The 21,392-nt window shown below is 38.0% G+C and carries 21 protein-coding genes; 17 read left to right on the plus strand and 4 right to left on the minus strand.

Going from position 1 to position 21,392, the window contains the following annotated elements; genetic code table 11:
* The first annotated feature begins 4 nt into the window (after positions 1-4).
* The 5 genes from gldD (at position 5) to EL165_RS23895 (ending at position 4,867) form a co-directional block, all read left to right on the plus strand.
* Entirely contained in the window at positions 5-562 is a 558-nt protein-coding gene (gldD, locus tag EL165_RS23875) for a gliding motility lipoprotein GldD (RefSeq protein WP_002981020.1), read from the plus strand.
* A gap of 28 nt (positions 563-590) precedes the next feature.
* A complete protein-coding gene (locus tag EL165_RS23880) occupies positions 591-1,514 on the plus strand; it encodes a PfkB family carbohydrate kinase (protein WP_041461541.1) in 924 nt (307 codons plus the stop codon).
* 86 nt (positions 1,515-1,600) lie between these two features.
* A complete protein-coding gene (locus EL165_RS23885) occupies positions 1,601-2,968 on the plus strand; it encodes a peptidylprolyl isomerase (protein ID WP_002981018.1) in 1,368 nt (455 codons plus the stop codon).
* Between the two features lie 123 nt (positions 2,969-3,091).
* Positions 3,092-4,081, plus strand: coding sequence for an NAD(P)H-dependent flavin oxidoreductase (locus EL165_RS23890; RefSeq protein WP_002981017.1), 990 nt, complete (start codon positions 3,092-3,094; stop codon positions 4,079-4,081).
* Between the two features lie 15 nt (positions 4,082-4,096).
* Positions 4,097-4,867: an alpha/beta fold hydrolase gene (locus EL165_RS23895; protein ID WP_002981016.1), complete on the plus strand. Its 771-nt coding sequence runs from the start codon at positions 4,097-4,099 to the stop codon at positions 4,865-4,867.
* 79 nt (positions 4,868-4,946) lie between these two features.
* Here EL165_RS23895 and EL165_RS23900 read toward each other — a convergent pair whose 3' ends face one another.
* Together EL165_RS23900 and EL165_RS23905 are read right to left on the minus strand one after the other, a co-directional pair.
* The gene (locus EL165_RS23900; protein ID WP_002981015.1) at positions 4,947-5,564 is read right to left on the minus strand and encodes an HD domain-containing protein; all 618 of its coding nucleotides are present in this window, start codon (positions 5,562-5,564) and stop codon (positions 4,947-4,949) included.
* Positions 5,565-5,592: 28 nt separating this feature from the next.
* A complete protein-coding gene (locus tag EL165_RS23905) occupies positions 5,593-5,892 on the minus strand; it encodes a rhodanese-like domain-containing protein (RefSeq protein WP_002981014.1) in 300 nt (99 codons plus the stop codon).
* A 169-nt stretch (positions 5,893-6,061) separates the two neighbouring features.
* On the opposite strand from EL165_RS23905, the gene queG reads away from it, so the two are divergent.
* From queG to EL165_RS23945, 8 genes are all read left to right on the plus strand, one after another.
* The gene (gene queG, locus EL165_RS23910; protein WP_002981013.1) at positions 6,062-7,000 is read left to right on the plus strand and encodes a tRNA epoxyqueuosine(34) reductase QueG; all 939 of its coding nucleotides are present in this window, start codon (positions 6,062-6,064) and stop codon (positions 6,998-7,000) included.
* Between the two features lie 366 nt (positions 7,001-7,366).
* Complete coding sequence (locus EL165_RS23915; RefSeq protein ID WP_376746457.1) at positions 7,367-8,044, plus strand: TIGR02117 family protein; 678 nt, start codon at positions 7,367-7,369, stop codon at positions 8,042-8,044.
* Between the two features lie 3 nt (positions 8,045-8,047).
* On the plus strand, positions 8,048-8,695 hold the full coding sequence (locus EL165_RS23920) for a murein L,D-transpeptidase catalytic domain-containing protein (RefSeq protein ID WP_002981011.1): 648 nt from the start codon (positions 8,048-8,050) through the stop codon (positions 8,693-8,695).
* 51 nt (positions 8,696-8,746) lie between these two features.
* On the plus strand, positions 8,747-9,199 hold the full coding sequence (locus EL165_RS23925; protein ID WP_002981010.1) for an SRPBCC family protein: 453 nt from the start codon (positions 8,747-8,749) through the stop codon (positions 9,197-9,199).
* A 315-nt stretch (positions 9,200-9,514) separates the two neighbouring features.
* Positions 9,515-9,847 carry a hypothetical protein gene (locus tag EL165_RS23930; protein WP_002981009.1) on the plus strand — a complete coding sequence of 111 codons (333 nt, stop codon included), beginning with the start codon at positions 9,515-9,517 and terminating at the stop codon, positions 9,845-9,847.
* A gap of 61 nt (positions 9,848-9,908) precedes the next feature.
* Entirely contained in the window at positions 9,909-10,997 is a 1,089-nt protein-coding gene (locus EL165_RS23935) for an efflux RND transporter periplasmic adaptor subunit (RefSeq protein ID WP_002981008.1), read from the plus strand.
* Positions 10,998-11,018: 21 nt separating this feature from the next.
* Positions 11,019-14,141 carry an efflux RND transporter permease subunit gene (locus EL165_RS23940; protein ID WP_002981007.1) on the plus strand — a complete coding sequence of 1,041 codons (3,123 nt, stop codon included), beginning with the start codon at positions 11,019-11,021 and terminating at the stop codon, positions 14,139-14,141.
* Positions 14,122-15,573, plus strand: coding sequence for a TolC family protein (locus EL165_RS23945; protein WP_002981006.1), 1,452 nt, complete (start codon positions 14,122-14,124; stop codon positions 15,571-15,573). The genes EL165_RS23940 and EL165_RS23945 overlap by 20 nt, the downstream gene beginning before the upstream one ends.
* Before the next feature lie 261 nt (positions 15,574-15,834).
* On the opposite strand, the gene EL165_RS23950 is transcribed toward EL165_RS23945, so the two are convergent.
* Positions 15,835-16,263 carry a cold shock domain-containing protein gene (locus EL165_RS23950; RefSeq protein WP_002981005.1) on the minus strand — a complete coding sequence of 143 codons (429 nt, stop codon included), beginning with the start codon at positions 16,261-16,263 and terminating at the stop codon, positions 15,835-15,837.
* A 684-nt stretch (positions 16,264-16,947) separates the two neighbouring features.
* Between EL165_RS23950 and EL165_RS23955 the strand changes: the two genes are divergently transcribed.
* Positions 16,948-17,703 (plus strand): SDR family oxidoreductase, encoded by a 756-nt coding sequence (locus tag EL165_RS23955; RefSeq protein ID WP_002981004.1) that lies wholly within the window; start codon positions 16,948-16,950, stop codon positions 17,701-17,703.
* A gap of 80 nt (positions 17,704-17,783) precedes the next feature.
* On the opposite strand, the gene lgt is transcribed toward EL165_RS23955, so the two are convergent.
* Entirely contained in the window at positions 17,784-18,620 is an 837-nt protein-coding gene (gene lgt / locus EL165_RS23960) for a prolipoprotein diacylglyceryl transferase (protein WP_041461876.1), read from the minus strand.
* Between the two features lie 708 nt (positions 18,621-19,328).
* On the opposite strand from lgt, the gene EL165_RS23965 reads away from it, so the two are divergent.
* From EL165_RS23965 to EL165_RS23975, 3 genes are all read left to right on the plus strand, one after another.
* Positions 19,329-19,643: a low affinity iron permease family protein gene (locus EL165_RS23965; protein WP_002981002.1), complete on the plus strand. Its 315-nt coding sequence runs from the start codon at positions 19,329-19,331 to the stop codon at positions 19,641-19,643.
* Between the two features lie 210 nt (positions 19,644-19,853).
* The gene (locus EL165_RS23970; RefSeq protein WP_041461539.1) at positions 19,854-20,549 is read left to right on the plus strand and encodes a VIT1/CCC1 transporter family protein; all 696 of its coding nucleotides are present in this window, start codon (positions 19,854-19,856) and stop codon (positions 20,547-20,549) included.
* 56 nt (positions 20,550-20,605) lie between these two features.
* Complete coding sequence (locus EL165_RS23975; protein WP_002981000.1) at positions 20,606-21,340, plus strand: helix-turn-helix transcriptional regulator; 735 nt, start codon at positions 20,606-20,608, stop codon at positions 21,338-21,340.
* The last annotated feature ends 52 nt before the right edge of the window (positions 21,341-21,392 follow it).

A 21,392-nucleotide genomic window follows, 5' to 3' on the forward strand; every position in this document is an offset into this window, starting at 1 on the left:
CAAAATGATTAAAAAAGTCATTTTTATTTTTGTATCGCTGCTTTTAATTTCATGTGGAAAAGACCCTTCACCAAAACCTTATGGAGAACTGCGTCTGGAATATCCTGCACCGAAATACCAGAAGTTTGAAAACGATTGTGCCTATACCTTCGAGTATTCGGACTTTGCTTCCATAGCGCCAGCCAAAAAGCCTTGCTGGTTCTACCTGAACTATCCAAAAATGAAAGCCAAAATTTTCGTTACTTATTATCCGATACAGAACGACTTCGCAGACCATATTAAAGAAGCTGAGAAAATGGTATATGAGCATACCATCAAAGCCAGTTCCATAGATACGAAATCCTTTGAATATCCTGAAAAGAAAGTATATGGGAATTTCTATGAGCTGAAAGGACAAAGTGCTTCCAATCTTCAATTCTACATTACAGACAGTACGAAACACTTCGTAACTGCTTACTTATACTTTAACACGAGACCGAAACCGGACTCTCTTGCCCCTGCAGTGAACTATATCAAAAACGATATGAAACACCTGCTGGACACTTTTGAATGGAAAAAATAATTTACTTTTAATATACATTGAAAAATATATGAAACTTTTAGTTGTAGGAAGTGTTGCATTTGATGCAATTGAAACACCATTTGGTAAAACGGACAAAATTTTAGGAGGTGCAGCCACTTATATCGGGATCACTTCATCAATTTTAGGCGTTAAATCCGGAATTGTTTCTGTAGTAGGAGGAGACTTTCCACAGGAACATCTTGATATGTTCACCAACAGAGATGTAAACATTGAAGGAATTGAAATCGTAAAAGAAGGAAAAACATTCTTCTGGTCCGGAAAATACCACAACGATCTGAATACAAGAGATACTTTGGCTACAGAAGTAAACGTGTTGGAGAATTTCGATCCGAAAATCCCTGATTCAATGCAGGATGCCGAAATTTTGTTACTTGGAAACCTACACCCTGGAGTTCAGTTATCTGTACTTGAAAAAATGAACAACCGTCCGAAACTGGTTATCCTTGATACCATGAATTTCTGGATGGATTCTGCGTGGGATATTCTGATGGATATGATTGCAAAAACAGACGTAATTACCATCAATGATGAAGAGGCGAGACAGCTTTCAGGAGAATATTCTTTAGTAAAAGCAGCTAAAAAGATCCACACAATGGGCCCTGAATACGTTATCATCAAAAAAGGAGAGCACGGAGCTTTACTTTTCCATGACAATAAAGTATTTGCTATCCCTGCGCTTCCATTGGAAGATGTTTTCGATCCTACAGGAGCCGGAGATACTTTCGCAGGAGGTTTCGCAGCATATCTTGCTAAAAAAGGAAAAATTGATTTCGAAACAATGAAGTCTGCCCTTATCGTAGGATCTGCAATGGCTTCATTCACTGTAGAGAAATTCGGAACAGAAAGAATAGAAGAAGTAAATGAAGCAGATATGTTCAGCAGATTGAGACTATTCAAAGAATTAACGACATTTGATGTTGAACTGCAGTAAATAAGTCTTTTTAAGAAATATTTATAATAAAAAATTGAGTGAAATTCGTTAAGAATTCTAAATTTGCAACTTGTTAAAATAGTAAAATGACAAATAAACTAAAAATCACTTTTCTTCTTGGGATTTTCATCATGATATTCTCTTCAAATATGATGAATGCCCAGCTAAAACAAGGAGATTTGGTGGATGGTATTGCAGCTGTTATCGGAGATGAGATTGTATTGGAATCTGATGTAATCGAGCAGATGAATTATGGTAAACAGCAGGGAGCTGCCAACACAGACAAATGTGAGTTCCTGGAAAACCTTATCAGCAATAAGCTTCTTGTATACGAAGCAAAAAAAGATACCTTAATTGAAAACCGTTCTGCAGCCATCAAAGAACAGGCTAATGCTAAATACCGTCAGTTGCTTTCTCAATTTCCGGATGAAAAAACATTGCTGGCCGCTTATAAGTTCAGAAATGCTTATGAGATGAAAAATGCTATCGAAAAGATAGACACAGACCAGTATTACGGGCAGGCAAAGTACCAGAGAGTTACCGATAAAGCAGACGTAACCCCGAATGAGGTAACTGATTTCTACAATATGTATAAAACACAGCTGCCACAGGTAAAAGACGAAGTTACTCTGGCTCAGATTATGATTTATCCATCCCTTACAGAAGCTCACAAACAAGACCTTATCAACAGATTGAAAAAAATCAAGCAGGATATCCTTGCCGGGGAAACTTTTGAAAGCCAGGCAAGAATTTATTCCGAAGATGAGGGATCGGCAGCTAACGGAGGATTATATAAAAATATCAACAAAGGACAGATGGTAAAGCCATTCGAGGCTGCAGCATTGAACCTTCAGGAAAATGAAATTTCAGATCCTGTTGAATCTGAATTCGGATTCCACATTATTCAGTTGGTGAAAAGATCAGGTAAAGTGTATGATGCAAGACATATCTTGCTAAAAGCTACCCCAACAGATGAAGAGATCAAAACAGCAAAAGCAAAATTAGACAGTATCAGAGGTCTTATTATTGATGGTAAAATGACATTCAAAGATGCTGCTTTTAAATTCTCAGATGATAAAAGAACAAAATTCAACGCTGGAGTAATTCCGGGAGCTGATGGTTCTGATAAAATTGAAAGAGAAAGTATCCCGGGAACAATCAGCTATGAATTGGCTGGATTGAACAAAGGAGATATCACAACTGCTTTTGAAGACGAAGAAAACAAGAGAAAGCAAATCAAGATCATCAAAATTGAAGATGTAATTCCTTCTCACCAGATTACGCTGGAAACAGACTTCAGCAGAATCAAACAAATGGCGCTGAATAAAAAGAAAAGCGAAATGGTTGAAAAGTTTGTCAACTCCAAGTTACCGACAACTTTTATTTCAATTGACGGACGTTACGATAGCTGTAACTTTAAGTCTAACTGGAAGAAACAATCCTTGACAAAATAAAATTAGAACCTTCAGAATTTCTGAAGGTTTTTTTTATCATTAAACTTTATAAAGACTAAAATCCACCATGGAAAATATTGACAGATATTTCCCGGAAAACCATTGTTTTTATTATTTTTACGCATGAGCAATTTTATAGATTTCAACGCTGCAAAAAAACTTCATGAGATGGAGGCAACTCAAAATAGAATTTCGACACTTTTTAGCATTAAATATCCGATTATCCAGGCAGGCATGATTTGGCATTCAGGATGGAGACTTGCTTCGGCTGTTTCCAACTGTGGCGGATTGGGTATCATAGGAGCAGGAAGTATGTATCCTGATATCCTCAGAGAAAATATTCAGAAATGCAAACAGGCAACAGATAAACCTTTCGGGGTGAATGTACCTATGCTGTATCCCAATATTGAGGAGATCATTCAGATTATTCTTGAAGAAAAAGTGAAGATTGTCTTTACATCAGCCGGTAACCCTAAGACCTATACAGAGACTCTTCAGAAAGAAGGAATAAAAGTAGCTCACGTAGTTTCCTCTACCAAATTTGCTGTAAAATGTGAAGATGCCGGAGTGGATGCTATTGTTGCGGAAGGTTTCGAAGCAGGAGGTCACAACGGAAGAGATGAAACAACAACATTCTGTCTTATTCCCAATGTTAAAAAACATATTTCTAAGCCGTTAATCGCCGCAGGAGGCATTGCCCTTGGTTCACAGATCAAAGCTGCAATGATTCTTGGTGCAGACGGTGTGCAGATCGGTTCCCGTTTTGCTGCCACTACAGAAGCGAGCGCTCATGAAAACTGGAAAAAGAAAATCACGGAACTTCAGGAAGGAGATACACATCTTACCCTAAAAGAACTGGCGCCGGTAAGAATGGTTAAAAATAAATTCTTTAATGAGCTGGAAGAAATCTACCAGAGCGGTAGAAACAAAGATGCTTTAATCGCTTCATTAGGAAGAGCCAGAGCAAAGCGCGGAATGTTTGAAGGAGATATGGAAGACGGAGAGCTCGAAATAGGCCAGGTTTCAGCTTTAATTGATGAGATTCTTCCGGTGGAAACTGTTTTCAATCATCTTTTAAAAGAATTTGAAGAAACAAAAATGCCAACGTTTTAAATATAATTGTATTCAATGGAGGGAAGAATAATTGATGTAAAAGACAAAAAATTATATATAGAACACAATAATCAGTTTAAAGACAAGCCAACAATTATTTTTCTGCATGATTCATTAGGCTCCGTGCAGCTTTGGAGAGATTTTCCGGTAAAGCTTGCTGAAGCCGTGCAGTGCAATACTCTTGCTTATGACCGTTTGGGATATGGAAAATCATACCCCATGTTGACTCATGAAAGACCGGTAAATTATATGGAACTGGAAGCCGATTTGCTGAATGACCTTCTGGCTGAAATGAATATCACTAACGTTATTCTGTTCGGACACAGTGATGGTGGGACGATAGCTCTGATCACAGCTGCAAAATATCCGGAAAGAATAAAAGCTGTTATTTGTGAAGCCGGACATATTTTTGTGGAAGACATTACTTTAAAAGGTGTTTATGATGCATGGGAAGCCTACAAAACAACAAATCTTCCTGAGCGGCTGCAGAAGTATCATGGTGATAAGGTAGAAACATTATTCAAAGCATGGACAGAAACCTGGACAAGGGATGATTACAGAACCTGGAATATTGAATATCTCCTGAAAGACATTACAGCTCCGTTATTATTTATCCAGGGAGAAGCAGACGAATACGGAACATTGGATCAGGTGAAAAAAACCGTTACTCAGGTGAGTGGAAGTGCTGAGAAATACATTATTCCCAATATCGGACATACACCACATAAAGAAGTTCCTGAGCTTGTATTGGGAAAAGCGGCAGAATTTATCGGTAAATACTCATAATCTGCCAACAAAATAAAAAGAAGACATCTTATCACAAGATGTCTTTGTTTTATGTAAAACGGGATCTTGCATTTTGCAGTTACAGTAACCGGAGTTCAGCTTCAATATTCTCTTTTGCCTGAACCTCATATTTTTCCTTAAAATATTCAGTTTTAAAAATACTTTCAAGTTCAAGGAAATGTTTAAGGACTTTTTTTCGTCCCGGTTTATAAAGAAAATCAGGATAAATAGAATACTCTTTTCTTATATTCCGGGTGTATTCCATATAAGTTTTAAAATCTTTACCCAGCACCGAGAGATCAGCGTCCAGAAGATAATTGGTATCGTTATGATCAGACAGCTGATGGGATTTCGTAGCAATAATCTGTTCCGAAATCACTGAAATATCATCTTTACTTAGATGCAGCTCAGCAAGTCTTTTTTCTGCAGTAGCTGCACTTTTTTCTTCATTGGATTTCGATGTGGCATCATAGATGATATCGTGATAAAATACGGAGAAAGAAATCGCTGTGAAATCTGAAATATTACCTTTCACACCTTCAAGCTCCGTAAACATATTTTCAAGATGAAGGAGATTGTGGTAATACCTGCCTTTTTCAGAATACCTGGTTTCAATTTCATTCCAGAGACTGTGGATTAGCTGTCTGTCTACTGTAAAAGGAGAACATAGCTGTTCAAATCGAGTTTTCAGATTCATAGAAATAAAGATATAAAAAAAGGAACTTTTAAAAAGTTCCCTGATTTGCTTCCAGAACAGCCTTCAGCTCTGCCCAGCCTCCGCCGTTATAACCGTCCTTTAATCCTTGAGCGTTAAGATAATCCAATGCTTTTCCACTTCTGTTTCCACTTCTGCAGAATAAGATAACCGGCTTTTCAATAGATAGAATTTCATCTTGTCTATCTTCTACTTCACCCAGAGGAATATTCTTTGCTCCATCTATGCTGCCGTCCATTTCAAGCTCCATTGGCTCACGAACGTCGATCAATTCATAGTTTCCGGATTGTATTACTTCTATTAAAGACATAGTTGTTTATTTTAAAATCAGAAACGAAATTACGCAATTTTTTTTTGAAAAAAATCCTAATTAAAATATAAATTTTCAGAAAATAGGAGACAGGAAGCCAACTGTAAGCCGAACTTCGGTGTCAATGATCAGATTGATAAAATAATCTTAATTTTGCATTGTGAAATTAATGAATGCTGGTGCCGAAAAATATTCCCAACTGATAAAATCCAAGGCAAAAAGTTTTGGATTCCAGAGTTGTGGTATTTCCAAAGCAGATTTTCTGGAAGAAGATGCTCCTCATCTTGAAAAATGGCTGAAGAATAACTATAATGGCGAAATGAAATATATGGAAAATCATTTCGACAAAAGACTTGATCCGCGTCTTCTGGTGGAAGGATCCAGATCTGTAATTTCACTTTCTTACAATTACTTTCCCGAGGAGAAAATTTCAATTCTTGAGAATTATAAAATCTCAAAATATGCTTATGCAGAAGATTATCATGAAGTAATCAAAGAAATTCTCCGTGAGATGGTAGCAGAGCTGCAGAAAGAAATAGGAGAGTTTGGATTCCGGGTTTTTGTTGATTCTGCACCGGTGTTGGAACGAAGCTGGGCCAGAAAATCAGGAATTGGCTGGGTAGGGAAAAATGCCAATCTTATTACCAAACAAAATGGTTCTTTCTACTTTCTGGCAGAAATTATCTGTGATCTTGAACTGATTCCGGATCATGCCACCACAGACCATTGCGGAACCTGCAGAAAATGTATAGATGCATGCCCGACGGATGCTATTGTTTCTGAAAAAATTATTGACGGAAGCCGATGTATTTCTTATGCAACCATAGAACTCAAAAGCGAAATTCCTGACTATTTTAAAGATAAGATGGAAGACTGGATGTTCGGCTGTGATATATGCCAGGACGTTTGCCCTTGGAACCGTTTCTCAGCGCCTAATAAACAAAGCCGCTTTCAGCCCAACGAAGCGTTGAAAAACTTCAAAAAAGGAGAATGGAAAGAGCTTACTCAGGAAATTTTCTCCGAAATTTTCAGAAAATCTCCCGTGAAACGTACCAAATTTGCAGGGCTCAAGAGAAATATTGAGTTTTTACAGAAGTCTTCGGACTGATTTTTCCTGGAACTTTCGGTGACAATTCCTCCTTTGGAATTTTTTGAATTTCCAAACCAGAGCTGATAACCGACCATTCCTTAAATTTTCCGCTTTAAGGAGGTAAAGATTTACATCAATAAGTTTCTTGAAAAGCCTTTCCTATAAAGAAAAATTGATTTTCAGGAGATCAGGATCTCACCGAAAATCAACGTCTTTTTTGTATTCTTTTAGGAGCAGTTTTTACTCTTATTTTAAATCTTTTTTGGGATTTGGTATTTTTACGCATATTTCTGAATATTTCGTAACTAAATATAGCCATTTTTTCGATTAAAACAAATACTTTTACCAAAAATTGCAGATTAAATTTTATTAAAAAACATGACTGTGAAAATGATCTTAATGTATCTCCTGAAAGTGGTGGGCATTATTTTGGGAATTGTGATTATTTATGTAATCCTTGGACTGCTGATTCCTTATATTCCTGTTTCAGCAAAAGATGACGGACAGAAGAAAGAAGTCCCGATCTATATTTATACCAATGGAGTGCATACAGATATAGTAATGCCGGTGAAAAACGATCTTCAGGACTGGAGCCGGAAAATTCCTTTTGCCAATACGAAATCAAAAAAAACAGACTATCAGTATATAGGAATAGGATGGGGAGACAAAGGTTTTTATCTGGATACCCCTACCTGGGCTGACCTTAAGTTTTCTACAGCCGTTAAAGCAGCCTTCTGGTTAAGTGATTCTGCCATGCATTGTACTTACTATAATACAATGAAGGAAGGTGAAGACTGCAAGATGATTATGATCAGCAGAGGGCAGTATGAAAACCTGGTGAAATATGTAGAAGATAAGTTTGACAGAGATCAGAACGGTAACTTCATATTAATTCCAACCAATGCAGTATATGGTGATAATGATGCCTTTTATGATGCCAAGGGAACTTATAGTTTTCTTTACACCTGTAATACCTGGTCAAATAACGCTTTAAAGGCTGCCGGACAAAAAGCGGCACTTTGGACACCTACAGATTTTGGAATTTTTCAGCACTATAAATAATTCATGAAGAGAATTTATCTGTTTTTGGTTGTTTTTTGGATGTGTTCATGCTTTCAGGAAAAAAACAGAAATACAATACAGACGGTTGATACCCCTGTTGTTGCTGAAAAGAAGCCTGAAGCCAATCTTTCCAAAATAAAAAGTAAAGCGGAAGAAGCATTGAAATTCTGTGATTCAAAGAATCTCAGCAAAGACTTCTGCATTCTGATTGATATGAGCCTTCATTCCGGGGTTAACCGTTTTTTTGTTTGGGATTTTAAAAACAATAAAATTTTAAAAAAATATCTCGTAGGCCATGGCTGCGGTTCCAATGCATGGAGCAAAGATGATTCTAAAGCCAATCCCGGATTCAGTAATGAAGACGGAAGCCATCTGTCCTCTTTGGGGAAATATAAACTGGAAGGAAGAGGATACAGCGAGTGGGGTATCAATGTAAAATACCTGATGTACGGCCTTGAAGAAACCAACAGCAATGCTTTAAAAAGGTATATCGTCTTTCATTCCTGGAATCTGATGAGTGATGAAGAAGTGTTCCCAAAAGGCTCACCGGAAGGCTGGGGCTGTCCAACCGTATCGAACAAGGCAATGAAGGAAATAGATCCGATGATTCAGAAATCCGGAAAACCGGTATTAATGTGGATCTATAATTAAATCTTTGTTATACCTTTGTTTCATAACACTTAGGTTAACTGATTCCGCTTTATGAAACATACGCTTTTCCGTGAACAACAGCTCAACTGTGATATAGAAACGGCGTGGAAATTCTTTTCCTCAGCCAACAATCTTTCAGAAATCACTCCGAAAGACATGGGCTTTATTGTATTGACGAAAATGGAAGATGATGAAATCTATGAAGGAATGCTCATCGATTATTATGTTTCGCCCTTATTCGGGATCAGGATGAAATGGCAGACTGAGATCACCCACGTAGATTTTCAGAAAAGTTTCATAGATTTTCAGAAAAAAGGTCCCTATAAACTGTGGAACCACCATCATGAATTTATTCCTAATGAAGAAGGCGTTTTGATGAGAGATACTATAAATTATGAACTTCCTATGGGTTTTTTAGGTGAGATTGCCCATCGTCTTTTCGTCAGAAAGAAACTGGAATATATCTTTGATTACCGTTTCAGAGTTCTCAGAAAATTGTTTTAGTATACAATTTAATGATTCAATAGAAACGGGCTTTAGCCCGTTTAAAAATGATAACCAAAATTCCATTGGCTTTAGCCGAAACTTAATGCCATTTTCATCCGGAATTTTAGAAGTTAGATTGCTTCGGAATAACAGACTGCATGAATAGACTTCGCGGTCTATTTGTCATTCCGTAAAAATCCCGATACGAATAAGTAGAATTATTCATCCATTGTTTAAGTTTTTTTAACAGTTCTGTGACTGGATTTTCCCACAAAAATCTCTATTTTTGCAATACTATCGTTTTTACTGAAAAACTAAAGTATTCTGATTGACATGGCAGGTCTGAGGTCATTTTTCTTATTTTATATCATACTGGTTTTTTCCCTTTTCAATTCGAACTGGGCAGAAAAATCGTTGCAGAATATTCCTCACGTTCCTCCTGTAACAAACATTCACGTTCTGGATGTTTATGAAGAAGCAGATATGAACACGCATGCGCTGCCTGCTGCTTCAAAAATTGTAAAACACTCAGTTAGAAAAAATGATTCTGCAGTGGCAGACTTTTCAGGGATATTAAAAGTTATTCCGAAAATTGCTCTTCCGGAAATTGCAGTTTCCATTATCTGCGGGGTTAAATCCTTTCTCCATCTCCTCCAGCTGTACTAAGTTTAAATTTCTGAAAGCCAGATCACTTTTAACGGAAATCTTATAATTTAAACATTTAAAAATGTATTGTAAAAACGTAATAATTTGCATTCTTGCAACATTATTCGCTGTGTCATGCAGTAAAGACAAGGAAAAAAATAATCAGAAAGAAAAAGAAGTTCCCGTACTGGAAATCAAAGAAAAAGATACATTGGTGAGCAACCAGTTTGTCACGGATATCCAGGCTAAAAAGAATGTTGAAATACGTTCCAGAATCGGAGGTATTATACAGCATATTTATGTCAACGAGGGACAGTTTGTTCAGCAGGGACAGGCTTTATTCAAAATTAATGATGCTGAGCTGCAAATGGAACTTCTGAAAGCCAATGCAGCATTAAAACAGACTGAAGCAGACGTTCGTATTGCAGAAGTAGAGCTGAAGCAGATTCAGAGTCTTCATGCTAAGAAATTTGTAGCCAATAACGAGCTGGAAATGGTAAAGGCAAAACTGTCTTCCGCAAAAGCAAAACATGCCTTTGCGGATGCTGAAAAGAGAACAGTTCTTCAGAAAATAAGCTTTACAAAAATCACAGCACCTTTTGACGGGGTAATTGACGTGATTCCCCATAAGGACGGTAGTTTAGTGGAAAACGGAACATTATTGACCACACTTTCCCAATTGAACGAAGTATATGCTTATTTTTCAATTCCTGAAAATCTGTATTTTGAGCTTTTGGCTAATGATAAAATCGGGAATCATCAGAAGATTGAACTGACACTGCCTAATGGAGCCAATTATCAGTTCAACGGTGCTTTGAAAACAGCTGAAGGAGAAATCGACAGAACTACAGGCTCTATCCGGTATAAAGTACTTTTCCCGAATCCGGACCGTCTGATCAAGCACGGTACTTCCGGAAAGCTTATTATTTCCGAACAGCAGAATAACGCAATCCTTATTCCACAGAAATCTACCTTCTCCATCCAGGATAAGACCTATGTTTTTGTAGTGGATAAGCAGAATAAAGTGAAAATGACCAGCATTAAGATCGGGACTACCTTAAGAGATTCTTATATGGTGGAAAGCGGTCTTAAAAAAGGAGATTTAATCATTTATGAAGGAACACAGTCTTTGAAAGACGGTGATATTATCAAAATCAAAAAGAAGTATTAACCTTTCATAATCTTTAAATCAATGGTAGAAATGTTTATAAGACGAAAGGTTCTTTCGTTGGTTATTTCCATATTATTTGTACTGCTGGGAATCATGGCGCTGCTGAAAATGCCGATCACCCAGTTTCCCGATATTGTACCGCCTTCTGTAACCGTTACAGCAAAATATACAGGAGCGAACGCTGAAGTGTCTGCCAATGCGGTAGCTCTTCCTCTGGAACGAGCGATCAACGGAGTGCCGGGGATGACATATATGTCTACGGTAACCTCCAATGACGGACTTACCCTTATTCAGGTGTTCTTTGAAGTAGGAACAGATCCTGATGTGGCAGCAGTAAACGTTCAGAACAGGGTAACAACTATTCTGGATGAGCTTCCTGAAGAGGTGATCAGAGCCGGAGTAACTACTGAAAAAGAGGTGAACAGTATGCTGATGTACCTTAATATCACCAGTACAGATCCCAGCCAGGATGAGCAGTTCATCTATAACTTTACGGATATTAACGTCCTTCAGGAGTTGAAACGTATTGATGGAGTAGGACGTGCAGAGATCATGGGACAGAAAGAATACTCGATGAGAGTATGGCTGGATCCGCAGAAAATGGCTGCCTATAATATTTCAGCTGACGAAGTAATTACTTCCCTGCAAAAGCAGAATATTTCCGCAGCACCCGGAAAAGTAGGTGAAACCTCTGGTAAAACCTCAAGCCAGCTTCAGTATGTTATCAAATATAAAGGAAAGTTTTTTGAGCCAAAACAATATGAAGAAGTTCCGATCCGGTCTGATGTGGACGGAACCATTTTAAAGCTTAAAGATATTGCCAAAGTTGAATTCGGGGCGATGAACTACGGGATGGTTTCCAAAACAGACGGAAGACCCTCTGCATCCATCATGATGAAACAGCGTCCAGGTTCCAACGCTTCTGAAGTTATTGAAAGTGTAAAGGCAAAAATGGAAGAATTGAAAGTCACCTCCTTCCCGCCGGGAATGGAATATAACATGGCTTATGATGTTTCCCGATTCCTTGATGCTTCCATCAGTGCGGTATTGACAACCCTTATTGAAGCTTTTATTCTGGTAGGAATTGTGGTATTTATCTTCCTGCAGGACTGGCGTTCCACATTAATTCCTGTGCTGGCTGTGCCAGTGGCGTTGGTAGGAACATTTGCATTCATGGATATGCTTGATTTCTCTGTCAATCTTTTAACGCTGTTTGCATTAGTTCTTGCGATCGGTATTGTGGTTGACAATGCCATTGTCGTCGTTGAAGCTGTCCATGTGAAAATGGAAGAAGGAATGAATGCTCTGGATGCCACCATCAGTGCCACCAAAGAAATTGCAGGAGCCGTAGTAGCGATTACGATCGTAATGTCTGCCGTATTTATTCCTGTTGCATTCCTGGATGGGCCTGTTGGAGTATTTTACCGTCAGTTTTCATTAACATTGGCTATCAGTATTGTGATTTCAGGGGTGAATGCGTTGACGCTTACTCCGGCGCTTTGTGCAATTATTTTAAAACCTCATGACCATCATAAGAAGAAGACAATCATTGACAGGGCTTTCCAGAGTTTCAATACAGGATTTGAAAGACTGACGAATGGTTATGTAGGCATTTTGTCAAAATTTGCTACAAGAACTACAGTGACTTTCGGACTGTTGTTCTTATTCATCGGACTGACCTTTGTGACCAGTAAATTCCTGCCAACAGGGTTTATCCCGATGGAAGACCAGGGGATGGTTTATGTAAGTGTAACCACTCCGCAGGGAGCAACCGTAGAAAGAACAGAAAAAGTACTGGACGAAGTGACAGTGATCGCCAAGAAGATCAAAGGAGTCGAAAACGTGACCACGCTTGCAGGTTACAGTATCGTAACAGAGATCGCAGGTTCATCTTACGGAATGGCGATGATCAACCTTAAAGACTGGAAAGAAAGAAATATTTCAGTAAATGATCTGATTTCAGAACTTTCAGATAAAACAAAGGGCATAGCAGATGCCCAGATTGAGATCTTTGCACCACCAACCGTTCCCGGATTCGGAAATACCAGTGGTTTTGAATTGCGTCTGCTGGACAGAACCGGAGGAACTATTGAAAATACAGACAAGATCACTAAGGATTTTGTTAAAAAACTCAATGAAGCGCCCGAACTGCAGAACAGTTTTACCAGTTTTGATGCTACTTTCCCGCAATATATGATCAATATAGATTATGATATGGCAGCAAAAAAAGGAGTATCGGTGGACAATGCCATGTCTACGCTGCAGACCATGCTGGGATCTTATTACGCTACGAATTTTATCCGTTTCAGCCAGATGTATAAAGTGATGGTGCAGGCAAGTCCGGAGCACAGGGATACTCCTGAAAGCATTTTGAATTTATATTTAAAAAATGACAAAGGTGAAATGGTACCTTTTTCAACTTTCATTACTATTGAGAAGGTCTACGGCCCTGAAGTACTTACAAGGTATAATATGTATATGTCTGCTATGATCAATGGTGAACCAGCAGATGGTTATAGCTCCGGAGATGCCATTGCAGCTGTAGAACGAGTAGCCAAAGAATCTTTGCCAAGAGGATTTGACATTGAATGGTCAGGAATGACAAGGGAAGAAATCTTATCAGGAAATCAAACCGTTTATATCTTCGCCATCTGTCTATTGTTTGTGTATCTGTTACTGGCCGCACAGTATGAAAGTTTCCTTCTTCCGATGCCGGTACTATTAAGCCTTCCGACGGGAATTTTTGGTTCTTATATCGCATTGGTGGCTGCAGGGCTGGATAACAATATTTATGCACAGGTAGCCTTGGTCATGCTGGTCGGACTTTTAGCTAAAAATGCCATCCTGATTGTAGAATTTGCCGTGGCAAGAAATAAGCAGGGATTTGATATCATTCCGGCAGCCATTGAAGGAGCAAGACAGCGTCTTAGACCGATTCTGATGACCTCCTTTGCCTTCGTTGCCGGGCTTATTCCTTTATGTATAGCATCCGGAGCCGGGGCAATCGGTAACCGTTCTATTGGAACAGCGGCCGCCGGAGGAATGCTGATTGGAACCATCTTCGGACTGGTGGTGATTCCGGGACTGTATATATTCTTTGCAAAACTTGAAAATAAGAAGAACGATGAAAAGATTAAATCATAGAAATATATTGTATGGAATGGCGTCACTGAGCCTTGTTTCGTGTGCTGTTCCCAAAGTAACGGAGCTGAAAAAAGCTCAGCAACTACCTGACGAGATTATCAAAACAGATAAAAATAAAAACACGGATGAATTCCAGCAGATCAATTTGAAGGCCTATTTTACGGATCCTTATCTGCTTGAGCTTTTTGATAAGGTAGTACAGGCAAATCCGGATTTCCAGATTGCGCAGCAAAGAGTAGAGATTGCCAACAGTTTTCTGCAAAGATCAAAAATGGATCTGTTGCCCTCCCTTGAAGTCGGAATAGAAGCTTCCGGCAACCGTTATGGAAAATATACCATGGAAGGGGTTGGAAACTATGATACCAATCTTTCACCCAATATTACGGAAGACCAGAAAATTAACAGGGATTTTACGCCTAATTACTGGCTGGGCGCAAGAAGCAGCTGGGAAATTGATGCATGGGGGAAATTGAAAAATAAAAAGATAGCTGCCCAGAAGAAATATCTGGCTTCAACAGAAGGTTTGAGGTTACTGCAGGTAGAGCTTTTCACCGATATTGCCAATCTGTATTATCAGCTGGTGGCTTTAGATAATCGTCTTGCTATTTATCAGAAGAATTACAACCTTCAGCAAAGGGCTTTTGAAATTGTTTTAGCCCAGCGTGAAGTAGGTAAAGCTACCGAACTGGCTGTACAGCAGTTCAAGGCACAGAATAATAACTGGCTCGCAGAGATTGAACACATACGGGTGGAAATCGTTACCGTAGAGCAGGCGATCACAACCCTGACGGGAAGCTATGGCGGAGAGGTGAAACGAGGTAAGGTATTAATGCCTACCAATATGGATGTTTTAAATAAAACCATTAATGTAGAAAATGTTATCCATTCCAGGCCGGATGTAGCAGCAAATTACTATGTCTTGGAAGCTTCCCAGGCTGATGCAAAGGCGGCAAGAGCTGCTTTTTATCCCAAGATTGATCTGGGAGCCGGTTTCGGACTGAATTCTTTTTCTGTGGAAACATTCTTTAAGCCAGGTTCACTGGCCGGACAGCTGTTGGGAGGGTTGATGGTTCCTGTTTTTAATAAAGGACAGTTGAAATATGAATTTAAAGTAGCCAGCAAAGAACAGGAAATTGCTTTTTTAAACTATCAGAAAAGTATAACGACAGCTTTTAATGAACTTCAGTCTATTTTGAAACAAACTAAAATTTATGAACGTGTTTTGAAACTGAAATCAGAAGAAGTAGGTTTCCTTGACCGCGGTGTTGAGGTTTCCAATGATCTGTATCTGACGGGCTATGCAAATTATTTTGAGTTGATCAATTCCCAGAAGAGCAAGCTAACGGCTGAATTGGATTTACTACAGTTCCAGCATCAGAATACCAGAAATAACGTCCTGCTGTTTAAAGCACTGGGAGGAAAACTGGATTAATTTTTTACTTTTTTTACGATGAGAGGAGCTGTCTTAAATGGCAGCTTCTTTTATTTTTTTAAATTTTAACTGTATGCTACGGGTTCCCGTAAGGAGATTTGAAATAATTCTAAGATATTGCGTTATAATCTAACTTTTTACAAGTTAAGTTAACTTTTTTTTATATGTCCCTAAAAAAGAGACTGTCCGCGCGGACAGTCTCTTTATGTATGGTTTAAAACGGATCTGCTTTTAACACAGAAACATTTTTACAGGTACGTATTATTTAACAAGCTGTATTTCAACAGCAGAAAATCCTTTAGGAGATTTCTCTTTTTCAAAAGAAACTTTGTTTCCTTTTTTCACCGGCTCTGCACAGTTATTGTTGTGGAAAAAGATGTTTTCTTTGCTGTTATCTTCAGTAATGAAACCATATCCCTTTTCACTCAGGAACGTAACAATTCCTGTTTTTCTTGGATCTTCTTCAATGATAGGAGCTGCACCCAGTTGAATATCATCTAGGTTTACTTCCTGTCTTTGTTCAGGGGGAGTAGAAGTTAATCTTCCGAATTCATCTACATACATGAATACATCCTCCATGTCTTTCCCTTTGTTGTTGTTCGTTTTACGTTCTTCGCGTCTTAGCGCCTTTTCTTTTTGCTTTTGAATTTTTTTCTTGAAATTTTCCTTTTTAGAAAAAGAATCTGCCATAAATTATTTTTAGTATTTAGTTTCTATAAATTAATCGGTTCAATCTGGCCTGCATGAGACCTATAAAGCCCACTGATGTTTCCTGTCCTGGATATTTCCAATCATACAGAGCTTTAAAATTCCGACAAGTATTGTTCTTAATAGAAGAATAAAAGTTAAAAATATGGCTGCTCAAAAGGCAAAGACTGAATAAAAATATTCGTGTCGTTACAGAAAACAAAGTAATGACTTGGTTTATTATCTACAAATATACAACAATAAAATGAATAATCAGGTTTTAAATGATTGATTATCAGAAATAGTGTTGCAGGTTGCGCTATACTGTATGTATAAGTGTATTTGTAAAGTGGTAAAAATCTTATAAAAAAATCCCCAGAAACCTGAGGATTATAAAAAAATATATTAAAAATGAAGTGGTGGTGCGTGATACGGGAGGAAGGTATCAAATGTTATGCCTAAAATTGGCGTCGGTTTGCGAATTGTAGCAGGGTGTTTAAATAAACAAGAGTCTCTCAAGATGTATCTGGCTGGTAAATAGCGTTCTATTGAACAACTATTGTTTACATAAAAAAAGTAAATGTTTTTTCTGTATGAGATCGGAAAATGAAATTCCCGAAAATTTCACCATGCTTGGGCCGTTTTTATTATCCATCTTTGTCTCATTAACATTTAAAAATAAAAACAATGTCAACACAAAATGTAAAAGGAAAAGTTGTTTTAATTGCGGGAGGCGGTAAAAACTTAGGAGGATTATTAAGCAGGGACTTTGCTGCAAAAGGTGCAAAACTGGCTATTCATTACAACAGTGAAAGCTCAAAAGCAGAAAGCGAAAAAACACTGGCTGAAGTACAGGCACTGGGAGCAGAAGCATTTTTATTCCAGGGAGACCTTACCAAAGTAGATCATATCACGAAGTTCTTTGATGAAACCATTACCCGTTTCGGAGGAATCGATATTGCCATCAATACTGTAGGAATGGTGCTTAAAAAACCATTTTCAGAAACTACAGAAGCAGAATATGATACCATGTTCAATGTCAATTCAAAATCTGCTTACTTCTTTTTGCAGGAAGCCGGTAAAAAACTGAATGACCATGGGAAAATCTGTACGATTGTCACTTCATTGCTGGCGGCCTACACCGGATTGTATTCCACCTATGCAGGGGCAAAGGCACCGGTAGAGCATTTTACAAGAGCGGCTTCCAAAGAATTTGGATCCAGAGGCATTTCTGTAACCGCAGTGGCTCCCGGCCCGATGGACACACCTTTCTTCTATGGGCAGGAAACTGCCGATGCTGTTGCTTATCATAAATCAGCATCAGCATTGGGAGGATTGACAGATATTAAAGATATTGCGCCTTTAGTAGAATTTCTGGTGACAGATGGCTGGTGGATTACAGGGCAGACCATCTTTGCCAACGGTGGATATACAACAAGATAATACTTTGTAAATTTCATTAAAAAAGAAACTCACTGAAAAGCAGCTTTCAGTGAGTTTTTATTTGTAAAAGGAATAATAAATCAAGCGGTTTTAATCTTTCCTTTCTCCAATATACTTTTAATAATAAAGAATAATCCGAGAAGAACAAATGGAATACTCAGAAGCTGTCCCATATTAAGGATCATTCCGTGCTCAAATTCTACCTGATCTACCTTGATAAATTCAATCAGGATTCTCATAATGAAGATCAGCAGAATACTGATTCCAAAATAAAATCCTTTTCCGATTTTAAAGATATTCTTTCTGTAAATGAAATATACAGAAAGGAAAATAATAAAATAAGAGATCGCTTCATAAAGCTGTGCCGGATGTCTCGGAAGATCATCTACCTGACGGAATATAAAAGCCCACGGAATATCAGTAGGAACTCCGATAATTTCAGAATTCATAAGGTTGGCCAGCCTGATGAAGGTACCTGCCAACGGAAGTACAATGGCTATCGCATCAAGAACGGTCATGAATGGGATAGCATATTTTCTTGCATAAATAAGAAGCATAATCACCAGACCGATACCGCCGCCATGACTGGCAAGACCAGCAAATCCTGTGAAGTGGTAGCTTCCGTCCGGACCTTTCTGGATAGGTAAAAATATTTCGAGAGGATGCTGAGAATAATAATCAAAATCATAAAAAAGACAATGCCCCAATCTGGCTCCCACCAGAATTCCTATCAGTGCATAGGAGAATAAAGCTTCATGGGCCTGTGTGCTGAGACCTTCTTTTTTATAGATGCGTTTTAAGATATTCAGGCTCAAAACAAGCCCTGCAAGAAACAGTAATCCGTAATATTTGATAGGAATTCCCAGGATATTGACGATTTCGGGATTGATGTCCCAGTTGATATATAATAAATTCATTGCTGCAAAGATAGGAAAATCGGATTTTCCGATGGAAAACGTGCAGTTAGGGAATTCTATGATCTGAGTCATAAAGCGTTAGGAGTAGGTTGACTACATTTGAAACTACACATCATAAAATTTTTAAATATGAAATTCATTATACTGGTTGGCCTTTTGCCGTTAACTGCAAAAGAGAATTCCAGGCCGCAGACTAATTCTGTCATCTGACAGTATGACTTTTTCAGTTTAAAGGATATCAGATCAACCTTGTGAGATGGGTGGACTTACCTATGATGTAGATTCTATTAAAAAAGTGAATTATCATATTTACAGTCATTGAATTTGTAAAGCAGGATTAATTTTTTTAAATGGGAATCAGTACAGAATTCTATTAAGATAATAAACCGGGACATTATAATAAATAGGGGTTGATTGTATATTTTCCCAGATGATTAATGCTTATGATAAAGGGGTTCGAAAGGCAATCTGTTATCAAATAACAAGTTACAGCATTCTGTAATCGTCGTATAATACAATAATTATTTAATATAAGCGACTTTGTGCAGAAAGAGTCATAAGAACAATACAAATTTTAGAAGGAAAAAATATTTTTAAATTGAAAACAGTAAGAACTTCTAGTTTGCATAGATTTAGATTAATGTTGAAACCTGTCATATGGAGCAATCTGTATGACTTGTTTTTAAATAAATTTTTAAAATAACAGTTATGATAAAGGATATTTTAGACAGATGGCCGGATTGGCGGGACTATTTTAAAGGAAGTGCTTTTTTAGGTATTGCAGGACTTGCTGTACTTTTTATCAGGAATACACAGAATAAAGAAATAAAAACGCTTCAGCATAAGCTTGATGAACTGATGGCTGCACGTAAAGAGGGCACGAAAACAGAAAACCTTACAGAAGATGAGCTGAGTCAGCTTCACAGATTCTATGAAGATCTTGAAAAACAACGCAGAGAGAAAAATATACCGGATAACAGCCGGCCGGAAAATCTGCAGGTGAATTGCCCCAGGTATAAATAAGCTATACAAAACGGGAAATGTATATATTGAAACGGAGTAATATCATGCTTCGTAAAAAAATATTTATACATTCTGTATTGATTTTTATCATAAGGTCAGTATCGGAAAGACATCTTTCAAAATATAAAATCCCTATCCGAAATGCCTTAATTTAAAACGATTCTTGACGAAACATTTGGTAACTTTAACGTGCTATCAAAACAAAAAGTTATGCATCATCAGCTGGAGAAACATTATGTAAACAGGGTAGGGTGGCTCCGGGCTGCCGTATTGGGAGCGAACGACGGGTTATTATCCACCACAAGTATTGTTATCGGAGTTGCGGCAGCAGAGCCTGAACGGCATATTATTATCCTTGCAGCACTTGCAGGTATGATTGCCGGAGCAATGTCTATGGCTGCAGGTGAATATGTCTCCGTAAGTTCTCAGGAAGATACGGAAAAAGCAGATCTGATGCGCGAAAAGCTTGAGCTGGAACAAATGCCGGAAATAGAGCTCAGAGAATTAGCCAAAGTTTATGAAAAAAGAGGCTGCACCAAAGAAACAGCCATGCAGGTAGCCATTGAACTTACAGAGCATGATGCTTTGGGAGCTCATGCCCGGGACGAACTGGGAATCAACGAAATAACACAAGCTAAACCTTTGCTGGCGGCACTTGCTTCTTTCAGCTCTTTTGCGGTAGGAGCTTTATTACCGTTTGCAGTTTCTCTATTGGCACCTATTAAACAAATGGTGTATTTCCAATATGGATTTTCAATCATCTTTCTGATGCTTTTGGGGGCAATCTCTGCGAGAGCCGGAGGTTCAAATATTAAAATCGCAGTATTGAGGATTTGTTTCTGGGGAACTGTTGCCATGGGAATTACAGCATTGGTGGGGCGTATTTTCGGGGTTAGTGTTTCGTAATGTCTTTAATTCCTGCACAGTAAGATAAATTTGCAAAACAATACTGAAGAAAAAACATGCAGTACAAAAAAAAGAAGCCTTGCAAGGAATTGGAGCCTTTTATTCATTTCTATTGGGAATTGAAAGGAAATGAAATAGAGAGGCCGTGGGAGAGAGTTTTCCCTGATGGCTGCGCTGGTGTACTTATCAATTTGGGAGATAAATGTTTAACGGATAACGGTTTATTTACAATGGAATCTGAAAAGACTTATGTGGTGGGTGCCATGAATTCTTTTAAAGACAGTTTTATAGACATCGAAACCCATTTAGCAGGAGTATGTCTGAAGCCTGCGACTTTTGCAAATTTTTACAGCTATGCGTCACAAAATGAATTGACAAATGCTACTGTTGAATTTGAAAAGGTCAATTCCTTTGATGTTGATAAAACATCTGACAATCCTTTCCTTTATTTTGACCAGTTCTTTTCCTCGAGGCTTAAAAATAAAAATATCCAGCTGAAGAAAGTACTTAATCATATACATTCAACCAATGGAAATATAAGTGTTAACGAGCTGGCCAAAATACATTGTACGACGGTAAGACAACTGGAACGGAATTTTAAAAAACTGATCGGATTATCACCCAAGGAATATTCAAATATAATAAGATTTCAGTATACTATGAGTTTGATCAAAAATTCAGATCAAAACCGGAGCTTATTGGAAATAGCGTTTGAATGCGGTTACTATGATCATTCGCATCTCACCAATGAAATCAAGCGGAATACCGGACTTGTCCCCTCATTGCTTTAATGTGTCGCATTTTTACAAAGTACAGAACCTTTTATAGAAGTAAATTTGCTTC

Origin of the sequence: Chryseobacterium gleum, from assembly GCF_900636535.1 — a bacterium.
Lineage (GTDB): Bacteria > Bacteroidota > Bacteroidia > Flavobacteriales > Weeksellaceae > Chryseobacterium > Chryseobacterium gleum.

What these genes read in the sequence shown, in the direction of transcription:
- gldD (WP_002981020.1), top strand. Translation starts at nt 5, where the DNA reads ATGATTAAAAAAGTCATTTTTATTTTTGTATCGCTGCTTTTAATTTCA.
- EL165_RS23880 (WP_041461541.1), top strand. Translation starts at nt 591, where the DNA reads ATGAAACTTTTAGTTGTAGGAAGTGTTGCATTTGATGCAATTGAAACA.
- EL165_RS23885 (WP_002981018.1), top strand. Translation starts at nt 1,601, where the DNA reads ATGACAAATAAACTAAAAATCACTTTTCTTCTTGGGATTTTCATCATG.
- EL165_RS23890 (WP_002981017.1), top strand. Translation starts at nt 3,092, where the DNA reads ATGAGCAATTTTATAGATTTCAACGCTGCAAAAAAACTTCATGAGATG.
- EL165_RS23895 (WP_002981016.1), top strand. Translation starts at nt 4,097, where the DNA reads ATGGAGGGAAGAATAATTGATGTAAAAGACAAAAAATTATATATAGAA.
- EL165_RS23900 (WP_002981015.1), bottom strand. Translation starts at nt 5,564, where the DNA reads ATGAATCTGAAAACTCGATTTGAACAGCTATGTTCTCCTTTTACAGTA.
- EL165_RS23905 (WP_002981014.1), bottom strand. Translation starts at nt 5,892, where the DNA reads ATGTCTTTAATAGAAGTAATACAATCCGGAAACTATGAATTGATCGAC.
- queG (WP_002981013.1), top strand. Translation starts at nt 6,062, where the DNA reads ATGAATGCTGGTGCCGAAAAATATTCCCAACTGATAAAATCCAAGGCA.
- EL165_RS23920 (WP_002981011.1), top strand. Translation starts at nt 8,048, where the DNA reads ATGAAGAGAATTTATCTGTTTTTGGTTGTTTTTTGGATGTGTTCATGC.
- EL165_RS23925 (WP_002981010.1), top strand. Translation starts at nt 8,747, where the DNA reads ATGAAACATACGCTTTTCCGTGAACAACAGCTCAACTGTGATATAGAA.
- EL165_RS23930 (WP_002981009.1), top strand. Translation starts at nt 9,515, where the DNA reads ATGGCAGGTCTGAGGTCATTTTTCTTATTTTATATCATACTGGTTTTT.
- EL165_RS23935 (WP_002981008.1), top strand. Translation starts at nt 9,909, where the DNA reads ATGTATTGTAAAAACGTAATAATTTGCATTCTTGCAACATTATTCGCT.
- EL165_RS23940 (WP_002981007.1), top strand. Translation starts at nt 11,019, where the DNA reads ATGGTAGAAATGTTTATAAGACGAAAGGTTCTTTCGTTGGTTATTTCC.
- EL165_RS23945 (WP_002981006.1), top strand. Translation starts at nt 14,122, where the DNA reads ATGAAAAGATTAAATCATAGAAATATATTGTATGGAATGGCGTCACTG.
- EL165_RS23950 (WP_002981005.1), bottom strand. Translation starts at nt 16,263, where the DNA reads ATGGCAGATTCTTTTTCTAAAAAGGAAAATTTCAAGAAAAAAATTCAA.
- EL165_RS23955 (WP_002981004.1), top strand. Translation starts at nt 16,948, where the DNA reads ATGTCAACACAAAATGTAAAAGGAAAAGTTGTTTTAATTGCGGGAGGC.
- lgt (WP_041461876.1), bottom strand. Translation starts at nt 18,620, where the DNA reads ATGAATTTATTATATATCAACTGGGACATCAATCCCGAAATCGTCAAT.
- EL165_RS23965 (WP_002981002.1), top strand. Translation starts at nt 19,329, where the DNA reads ATGATAAAGGATATTTTAGACAGATGGCCGGATTGGCGGGACTATTTT.
- EL165_RS23970 (WP_041461539.1), top strand. Translation starts at nt 19,854, where the DNA reads ATGCATCATCAGCTGGAGAAACATTATGTAAACAGGGTAGGGTGGCTC.
- EL165_RS23975 (WP_002981000.1), top strand. Translation starts at nt 20,606, where the DNA reads ATGCAGTACAAAAAAAAGAAGCCTTGCAAGGAATTGGAGCCTTTTATT.